This window comes from Mesorhizobium sp. M0514, from assembly GCF_040321145.1.
Classification (GTDB): domain Bacteria; phylum Pseudomonadota; class Alphaproteobacteria; order Rhizobiales; family Rhizobiaceae; genus Mesorhizobium.
In genome coordinates this window covers 18,314-27,428 of the sequence record NZ_JAMYQZ010000084.1, presented here as the reverse complement: position 1 = coordinate 27,428, position 9,115 = coordinate 18,314, and the positions used below count along the sequence as shown (strand labels likewise).

Here is a 9,115-nt window from a genome sequence, read left to right as displayed (position 1 = left end):
GCTTCTACCAGTATGATCCTTGTCTTCTCGGGCCGGATGTTGCGGAAGTCGCGCGCCAGTGTGTGCCGGCTGAGTTCGGCGATCGAGCCCGCCAGTTCGACACCGGTCGGGCCGCCGCCGATAATAGCGATCGTCATCAGCCGGGATTGCTCGACTGGATCGGTGGTCCGTTCCGCGTGCTCGAACGATAGCAGCAGCCGTGACCGGATCGTGCGCGCGTCCTCGATGGTCTTCAAACCGGGACAAACCCGAGCCCAGCTCTCCTGGCCGAAATAGAATGGCTGCGAACCGGTGGCCAAGACCAGGATGTCGTAGGGGACCGTGGTCCCATCGGCCAGCACCAGTATCCTGGCCTCGGTGCCGATCTCGGTGACATCGCCGAAGAGGACCTGAACCGAGGGATAGCGGCCCAGGATCTTGCGGATGGGCTCGGCGATATCAGGCGCCGACAAGGCGGCGGTTGCAACCTGATAGAGCAAGGGCTGGAACAGGTGGTGATTGTGGCGGTCGATGATCGTCACCCCGATTTCCGCCTTGCCGAGCGCCTTGGCAACCTCCAGACCGGCAAAGCCTCCGCCGACTACGACGACGCGCGGTGTCAGGCTCCGGCCGTGGCTGCTCTCGGTGGCGAACTGCATGCTTGATACTCCCCTATCCCTGTCCGGAAGTCATAGCCTGGCAGGAGTGCCTCGCTGCTGGCTGGAGCTACTGCTCATTCCGGCGGCATCGGTCCAGGCGAGGCATCCGGCAATGACAGGCGTCGTGCTGACCACAAGGGCGCCGCGCGCGTGAAGGGATACCAACCCGCGCCATGAGACGCGGTCGACCGCCCAGATAGTGCCGCTGGCGTCGACCCATTTGAGATGGGCGTCGGCGACTTCAACGGCCCGCATCATCGCCGCCGGTTCCATCCCGGCCCGAAAGACGATGATGGAATTGGCGGCACCGTTGAAGAACGGGCCGGCGCCGGCTGCCAATCCCGCGAGCAGGACGATGCTGGTAAGCGCTGCCGAAGCACCGCGTGCCGGTCCGCCGCGGTTGGGCAGCACCAGCACCAACACAAGCGGCACGATGCCGAAGATGACCAGCCACGCAATATCCCAGGCGAGCGGCAAGTCGCTGTTCATCTTGATCCGGTGCAGACCCAGCAGCCAGTGAAACACGACGGCATCGACGACATGCCAGACGCCGAACCCGGCGAAGGCGAGCCGCAGGATCTCCGTGGTGGTCCCGGGCCGCGCGCCGGCCGCCCTCGCGGCCACCAGCAGCACCGTGCCGGCGACGGCGAGCACATACATGAAAAGATGGAAGAGGCCGTCGGCCATGATCTGGAAGCGCAGGTCGGAACCCACCGGATCGGCGACGCCCGAGAGAAGATGATGCCATTGCAGGATCTGATGCAGGACGATGCCGTCGAAGAAACCGCCGAGCGCGAAGCCGAGCAGCAGCCAGCCGGCTCGCGTTCTCGGGTCGAGTGTCGCGGTGATCGCGTCCATGTCAGGACCACCGGCTCCAGGCCGGGGCGTTCAGTTGCCTGGGCACCGACATGTCCGGCGGCATGGGGTCATGGAAACCATGACGCGCCTCGAGCCAGAAGGCGGATATCAGCCCACCAACCACCGTCGTCAGAACCAGTGTCGCAGCAATTATCGCCAGCATGGACGTCGATCCTCAGCCGCGCAGGGTCGGCCGCGCGGAACCTAACCGCGGCTTCCGTGGAATGTTCCTACCGCCGGTTCGGTGGAGGGAACAATCAAGTTCCAGCACGGTTCGATGCTGGCGACGGACGGCTCAAGCGGAGAAGGTCATGAACGAATATACGGCGGCAGATCCGGACGGTCTCGACAGCCACCAGCCGACCGGCATCACCCGATGGCTGTTTTCGACCAACCACAAGGACATCGGCACACTCTATCTGGTCTTCGCTTTCATCGCGGGGGTGATCGGCATGCTCTTGTCGGTGAGCATGCGAATCGAGCTGCAGCAACCCGGGATCCAGTTTTTCCCCGGACTGGCGTCGATGATCTACGGTTACCAGGGCGACGCAGCGATCGACGCCGGCAAGCAGCTTTACAACGTCTTCACCACGGCCCACGCGCTGATCATGATCTTCTACACTGTGATGCCCGCCCTGATCGGCGGCTTCGCCAACTGGATGGTTCCGATCATGATCGGCGCCCCCGACATGGCCTTCCCGCGCATGAACAACATCTCGTTCTGGCTGCTGCCGCCGGCATTGATGTTGCTTTTATTGTCGATCTTCATGCCCAGCGTCCCCGGCGGCTATGGCCCTGGGACCGGCTGGTTCCTGTACCCGCCGCTGTCGACCTCCGGCCATCCCGGTCCCGCCGTGGATCTGGTCATACTGTCTCTGCACATTGCGGGCGCCTCCTCGATCCTGGGAGCCATCAACTTCATCACCACCATCTTCAATATGCGCGCGCCGGGGATGACCCTGCACAAGATGCCCCTGTTTGTGTGGTCGATCCTCATCACCGCCTTCCTGCTGCTGCTGGCTCTGCCGGTGCTGGCCGGCGCCATCACCATGCTCCTGACCGATCGCAATTTCGGAACCACGTTCTTCGCGCCGGACGGCGGAGGCGACCCGCTGCTGTACCAGCATCTCTTCTGGTTCTTCGGCCACCCGGAAGTCTACATCATGATCCTGCCGGCGTTCGGCATCGTCAGCCAGGTGATCTCGACCTTCTCGCGAAAGCCGATCTTCGGGTATCTGGGGATGGTGTACGCAATCGTGGCGATCGGGGTGATCGGCTTCGTCGTCTGGGCCCACCATATGTACACCAGCGGGATAGGCCTCGACACGCAGCGCTACTTCACCTTCGCCACGATGGTGATCGCAGTGCCGACCGGGATAAAAGTGTTCTCCTGGATTGCAACCATGTGGGGCGGTTCGGTCAGCCTGCGGACGCCGATGCTCTGGGCCCTCGGCTTCATATTCCTGTTCACCCGTAGGCGGGGTGACGGGCGTTCAACTCGCAAATGCCGGCCTCGACCGTGAACTGCACGACACATACTTCGTCGTCGCGCATTTCCACTACATACTTTCACTGGGAGCGATCTTCGGCATCTTCGCGGGCTGGTATTACTGGTTTCCGAAAATGACGGGATATCTCTACAATCCGCTTCTGGCTGGGGTCCATTTCTGGACGACCTTCGTCGGCGTGAACCTCGTCTTCTTCCCCCATCACTTCCTTGGATTGGCGGGCATGCCGCGTCGCTATGTCGACTATCCCGACGCATTCGCCGGCTGGAACATGGTGTCCTCGTATGGATCGTACCTGTCGGCCGCGAGTGTCGTGATTTTCCTCTTCGGCATCTTGGAAGCTTTCTACCGGCAAAGAGCCGCCGGCATGAACCCATGGGGGCCAGGAGCTACCACATTGGAGTGGGAGCTGACCTCTCCACCCCCTTTCCATCAATGGGACAGGCTGCCGCAAATCAGATGAGGCCGGGTTGTCGAACTCCTTTGCGCAAGCCAGCCCGGTTCGCCGCTGAGGCGAACTTCAGCCTGCTGGTGGCAGACGTTGGCTGCAGCTGAGAACCGGATCGCTATCTGAAGCTGATTAACAGCACAGCGAACAAGCTTGCGAGCGCGACTGCCCAGCAGAATAACCAATTGGCGATCAGAAGAAGCGATTTGAGCACGGTGGCATGGCAGTAATCTTCGATGATCGATTGCATTCCAAGCCGCATGTGAACGCAGCTTACGAGAATGAAGCCAATAAGGGCTGGCGCGACATAGATCGATCCTACGACGCTGAGGACGGCGTCTCGAGGCTCACCGACCAGCATTATAACGACCGCGACGATGTAAATGACAAGGATCAACAGGGCAGCAGATGTCAGCCGCTCCAGCATGAACGTTTCGGTTCCGTGTTTCGCCGATCCAAGGCCCCGCACTCGAGCTAGCGGAGTTCTGATTGAGGGTCTGTCAGCCATGGCGTTTCCCCAAAACTACTTGGTTGCCTTGCGCGCAACTCAAGCTGTTGCTGTTTCGATGCCCGGGCCGTCGGTGCCGACGGATAGTGGGCAAGCACGGTCTCCAGTCGAACAAGGCGGGCTTTGTGGGCGTTCAGTTCGTATCCTGAACGCCATCCAATTTGCCTGGGTCTGCCATCTCTGCATAGCTCGCTTTCAAGCAGCGAGATACGAAGGCGGACCGCGTCGATCTCCTTGACGAGCGCGGCCTTCACCGATTTTCGACTCTGCATGGCTGTAGTTCCGGTGCAAGGATGGTTCCAAACCTGACGCGTCTGGAAATGTTCCCGGGTGCCGAAGGCGTGCTGAAGATTAATGCCTCAGTGCTGGACCCGCACAATGGGTCGCCATGAGCTAAAGCCGGGCACTAGCTCAACGGGCGCGATGTGCCCGGCGAATGCTTGTGAAAACGAGCGAATGCCTGGCCCGCCTCGTCCCGAGAGATAAGTAGCCCTCAGAACAGCGACCGCACGTGGCCGAGATGACCAGAAGGTGTTCTTGGGCCAACATATGTTAACGGCCACTTTTGTTTCTCTCTCCTGCAAAAATATTTGGGCTGAAAGAGCCGGGAACTAACCGATCCTCCGGATGTTGCGGAGTTAGTCAGGAGAAACGGACTATGTCGGACAAAGAAATTCATCGGGGCGCCTCGCGTTTTCGCCCTATCCGCGTCGTGGACGCCCGCGTGTTTCGCGGGCCGCACCTCTATAGTATGACGCCAATGGTCCAGATTCGGATCGACCTCGGAGCCCTTGAGGCGTTCCCGACAGACAAACTGCCCGGGTTTTCCGAACAAATCGTCCGACTGTTGCCCGGCCTTGCGGGCCATGGCTGCAGCTATGGCGCCGCCGGCGGCTTCGTCCGCCGCATGCAGGAAGGAACCTGGCTCGGCCACGTCGTCGAGCATGTCGCCCTGGAACTGCAGAGCATGCTCGGTCACCGGGTGACACGAGGAAAGACACGGTCGGTCAAAGGCAGTCCCGGCACTTATAACGTCATGTTCGCCTACAAGGATGAGCTTGTCGGGCTGCTCGCCGGACGCGTCGCGCTCGAACTGGTGGACAGCCTGCTGCCGGCCAATCTGCATGGTGTCGAGGGGCTCGGCGACATTGCGGAAACGCAGGGGCCATTCGAGTTCGCAGCCAGGCTGCAGCAGCTCAAGCGTCTGGCCGCCGAGCGTGCCTTGGGGCCTACGACTGCTTCCTTGGTGCGCGAGGCCGAGAGGCGGGGCATACCCGCCGCGCGGATCGACGACAGCAGCCTCGTGCTGTTTGGTCACGGAAAGCATCAGAAGCGGATCCGCGCCAGTTGCAGCGACCTCACTTCCGAGATTGCGACCGAGATCGCCTCGGACAAGGACCTGACCAAATTCCTGCTGCAACAGGCCGGCCTGCCGGTGCCACGCGGGGAGCTGGTGCGATCGGCGCAGGACGCAGTCGCGGCGGCAGCACGGCTGGGCTACCCCGTGGTCACCAAACCACTCGATGGCAATCATGGAAGCGGCGTCAACATCGGTCTGGCAACAGAAGACGAGGTCCGCTGGGGCTTCGAACAGGCGCGAGAACACAGCCGTAGCGTTATCGTCGAGCAGCATTTCGTCGGCTCGGACCACAGGATCCTGGTGATCGGCGGAAAGGTGGTGGCGCTCGCCGAGAGGGTTCCGGCCCATGTGGTCGGCGATGGCCGGAGTTCTGTCGCCGAGCTCGTCGAGGAGACGAACCGCGACCCACGAAGGGGAGAGGGCCATTCCTCGGTATTGACCCGCATCGAGATCGACGAATGTGTCGAGCATTTCCTGTCAAAATCGCAGCTCACCCTGGCGAGCGTTCCAGCGCCGGGTCAAATGGTGCTCTTGCGGCCCACCGCCAATCTCTCCACCGGTGGGACCGCGATCGACCGAACGGAAGAAATCCATCCCGAAAACGCGCTGATCGCCAGGCGGGCGGCACAGATCGTCGGCCTCGACATTGCCGGGATCGACTTCGTCTGTCCCGACATCTCACGGCCGGTGAGCGAAACCGGCGGCGGCATCATAGAGGTGAATGCCGGTCCTGGCTTTCGCATGCATCTCGAACGTGCCCGGATGCTGGCGCACATCCTGCAGGCGAATGGGGCAACCGTCGGGCTCACCTCCACCACCGGCGTCTACTTGAACGGCGAGCGGATCATGACAGGGGACTGCTCCGGTCCGCAGAGCGCCAGGATCGTGCTGCGCGAGCCGGGTGTCGATGTGTCGCGGTGCTGGAATGTGCGCGCGGCGGCATCCTGCGCGAAGGGCTTGCCTTCGATGCATGCGATGTTGGCGCGGTTCTGAACGTCCACGGCGACCATCTCGGGCTGAGGGGCATCGACACGATCGAGGACCTGGCGGAGGTGAAATCGGTCGTGGTCGAGTCCGTCCGCCGCGGCGGATGGAGCATTCTTAATGCCGACGACGTCCACACGTCCGCAATGTCGCGAGATGCCGGCGGCAGGATCTGCTACTTCTCGCTGGCGAGCAGGAGCGAGTGGCCCGGTTTCTTGCGCAGCCACCTGGCGGAAGGCGGCCGCGCCGTGACGCGGGAGCCCAGCAGCGACGGCTGGGACATTTTCATCCACGAGGATGGGGAATCGATGTTCCTGATGAGCGTCGACGAAATTCCCGCGACCTTCGAGGGTTCGGCCGAATTCAACGTTGCCAACAGCCTGGCAGCCGTCGCTATGGCGCATTGCCACGACGTTCCGGCGGCAACGATCCGGGCGGCGCTGGCGGAGTTTGGCACCTCGTTCGAGCAATCTCCCGGTCGCCTCAACGTCTTCGACGGGCATGGTTTCCGCACGATCGTCGACTATGCGCACAATCCGGAGGGGCTGAGGGCGCTCGGAAAGCTCGTTTCCCACATGAGGCGCGGCTATCAGCGCACGATCGGCCTGGTCGCCATACCGGGCGACCGCCGCGATTGCGACATCCGCGAGATGGGCGCGATCGCTTCGCGGATATTCGACGTCATCGTCTTCAAGGAGGATGAGCAGGAGCTGCGCGGCCGAGCCCCCGGAGCGATCGCCGGCTTGCTGCGGGAAGGTGCCTTGAACGCCGGCTGCGCCCCAGGCCGCATACACGCCGTCTGTCCCGAGAAGGAGGCCGTCGACGTGTGTCTCCGGCTTGCTCGGGAGAACGACCTTGTCGTGCTCACCGTCGACGACGTTGAAGCCGTGTGGCGGCAGGTAACCGGCTTCGGAGGCGCGACGCCTTCGAGGGGAGGGCCCGATCAGACCCATATTCGCCATCTGAGGGCTGGCTGATGTGGTCGCTGATCCTGCACGGCGGCGCCAAGGAGATCCATCCGCAAGAGGAGGAGGCGCATCGCAACGGATGCATCGAGGCGCTCGAGGCAGGTCGGGCCGTCCTGGCCGGCGGCGGAACGGCGGTCGATGCCGTGGAAGCTGCCGGTCGCGTCCTCGAGGCCGACCCGACATTCAATGCGGGATATGGAAGTGCCCTCAATTCGGACGGCGAGGTCGAGATGTGCGCTGGCCTGATGGAGGGCAGGGACTTCAATGTAGGTGCCGTCGCAGTGATCAAGGGCGTGCGCCATCCAATCAGTGTCGCCAAGGCCATGCTGCATGAGGAGCCGATCCTGCTGGCGTCGGAGGGGGCCCGGCGTTTCGCCGCCGACAAGCAGCTGGAACTTTGCGATCCGGCGGATTTGATCACGTCGCAGCAGCGCGACGCCTCCAGCAAGTCTGAGGCGAAGGATACGATCGGTGTGGTTGCCCTGGATCAATACGGGGACATCGCCGTGGGCACTTCGACCGGCGGACTGGACGGCAGTGCTCCCGGTCGTGTGGGGGATTCTCCGCAACCCGGCTGCGGCTATTATGCCGACAACCGGTTGGGAGCCGTCGCCTTCTCGGGAGACGGTGAGCATATCGCGCGAAAGGCTCTCGCGGCCCGTGTCATGCAGGCACTCTCGGCGCGGCAGGCATTGTCTTCGGGACAGGCTGAAGGCGGCCTGGAGCAGGTGCTGAATCCCGCGCTCAAGGAAGTCGAGGCGATCGGCGGCGAAGCCGGAGCCATCGTGCTTACCGCGACCGGCGTGTCTGGATGGGCGCATAACAGCAAGGAGTTCGCAGTCGCATTCATGACCAGCGAGGACAACCACCCACACGTTTTCCTGCGCAAGAAAGACGTGGACAAATGACCGACAAGAAGAAAAAGCGATCCTCGAACGGTAAAGCCGGAACGCTCGTCATCATCGGCGGCCACGAGGACCATGATGGCGATCGTGTCATCTTGAAGGAGGTGGCGAGCCTGGTTCCGAACGGCCGCCTGGTGCTTGCCACCATCGCGTCTCATGAGCCGGATGGCTATCTCGAGAAGTATCAGAGGTCCTTCGGTGAGCTGGGCATCAAGGATGTCATCGAGCTCTACGTCAACGACCGCCTCGAGGCAGCTCATGAAAAGAAAATAAGTGCGCTCGCAGACGTGAGTGCGGTGTTCTTCTCCGGCGGCGACCAGCTCCGGATCACCAGCCAGATCGGCGACACGCCCATCGACGAGCGGGTGCACGAAATCTATGAAGCCGGAGGCGTCATTGCCGGCACCTCCGCGGGCGCGTCGGTCATGAGCGACACGATGATGGTGAAGGGGCCGAACGCAGCGTCCTTTCGGATCGGCCACATTCGCATGGCGCCGGGACTGGGCCTGCTGCCGAACGTCATTATCGACCAGCACTTTGCGGAACGGGGCCGCATTGGGCGGCTCATCGGGGCGGTGTCGCAGAACCCGCGCGTCCTCGGCATCGGCATCGATGAAGACACGGCGATCGTGGTGAAAGGCGAGATGTTCAAGGTCATCGGCAGCGGCGCTGTCTATCTGGTCGATGCAGCCGGCGTGACGCATTCCAACATCGCGGAAGGTGAGCCTGATGCCGCCCTTTCCATCCATGATCTGAGGGTTCACGTGCTGAGCTCAGGCGATGCGTTCGATCTCGCGCTGCGACGACCGGTGGGGATTTCTTAAGACTTCGCCGCACTCAAGCTGATGGTGTGGCGCGGTCCGCGTACCGCGAAAACCGCATATATGAAGCAGTTCTCCTATTTGAAGTCGCCCAACCAGGATTGTCGCGTTGTGGCA

7 protein-coding genes and 1 pseudogene are annotated in these 9,115 nt (G+C 62.3%); 5 read left to right on the top strand and 3 right to left on the bottom strand.

Annotated elements, in window-relative coordinates:
• Both NKI61_RS26245 and NKI61_RS26240 read right to left on the bottom strand, forming a co-directional pair.
• Positions 1–638: NAD(P)/FAD-dependent oxidoreductase (locus tag NKI61_RS26245; protein ID WP_352841561.1), on the bottom strand; the 638-nt coding region annotated here is incomplete at its 3' end.
• Between the two features lie 30 nt (positions 639–668).
• Positions 669–1,496, bottom strand: coding sequence for a DUF2243 domain-containing protein (locus tag NKI61_RS26240; protein WP_023696175.1), 828 nt, complete (start codon positions 1,494–1,496; stop codon positions 669–671).
• 311 nt (positions 1,497–1,807) lie between these two features.
• On the opposite strand from NKI61_RS26240, the pseudogene ctaD reads away from it, so the two are divergent.
• Positions 1,808–3,467 (top strand): annotated as a pseudogene (gene ctaD / locus NKI61_RS26235) (cytochrome c oxidase subunit I).
• Positions 3,468–3,570: 103 nt separating this feature from the next.
• On the opposite strand, the gene sdhD reads toward ctaD, so the two are convergent.
• Complete coding sequence (gene sdhD, locus NKI61_RS26230) at positions 3,571–3,960, bottom strand: succinate dehydrogenase, hydrophobic membrane anchor protein (protein ID WP_027050929.1); 390 nt, start codon at positions 3,958–3,960, stop codon at positions 3,571–3,573.
• A gap of 565 nt (positions 3,961–4,525) precedes the next feature.
• On the opposite strand from sdhD, the gene NKI61_RS26225 reads away from it, so the two are divergent.
• From NKI61_RS26225 to NKI61_RS26210, 4 genes are read left to right on the top strand one after another with little or no spacing between them, the layout of a single operon-like run.
• Complete coding sequence (locus NKI61_RS26225) at positions 4,526–6,313, top strand: cyanophycin synthetase family protein (protein ID WP_352841559.1); 1,788 nt, start codon at positions 4,526–4,528, stop codon at positions 6,311–6,313.
• A complete protein-coding gene (locus NKI61_RS26220) occupies positions 6,238–7,281 on the top strand; it encodes a glutamate ligase domain-containing protein (protein WP_352841557.1) in 1,044 nt (347 codons plus the stop codon). The genes NKI61_RS26225 and NKI61_RS26220 overlap by 76 nt, the downstream gene beginning before the upstream one ends.
• Entirely contained in the window at positions 7,281–8,180 is a 900-nt protein-coding gene (locus NKI61_RS26215; protein WP_352670573.1) for an isoaspartyl peptidase/L-asparaginase family protein, read from the top strand. Before NKI61_RS26220 ends, NKI61_RS26215 begins: the two co-directional genes overlap by 1 nt.
• On the top strand, positions 8,177–9,001 hold the full coding sequence (locus tag NKI61_RS26210; protein WP_023696171.1) for a cyanophycinase: 825 nt from the start codon (positions 8,177–8,179) through the stop codon (positions 8,999–9,001). The genes NKI61_RS26215 and NKI61_RS26210 overlap by 4 nt, the downstream gene beginning before the upstream one ends.
• The last annotated feature ends 114 nt before the right edge of the window (positions 9,002–9,115 follow it).

What these genes read in the sequence shown, in the direction of transcription:
- NKI61_RS26240 (WP_023696175.1), bottom strand. Translation starts at nt 1,496, where the DNA reads ATGGACGCGATCACCGCGACACTCGACCCGAGAACGCGAGCCGGCTGG.
- sdhD (WP_027050929.1), bottom strand. Translation starts at nt 3,960, where the DNA reads ATGGCTGACAGACCCTCAATCAGAACTCCGCTAGCTCGAGTGCGGGGC.
- NKI61_RS26215 (WP_352670573.1), top strand. Translation starts at nt 7,281, where the DNA reads ATGTGGTCGCTGATCCTGCACGGCGGCGCCAAGGAGATCCATCCGCAA.
- NKI61_RS26210 (WP_023696171.1), top strand. Translation starts at nt 8,177, where the DNA reads ATGACCGACAAGAAGAAAAAGCGATCCTCGAACGGTAAAGCCGGAACG.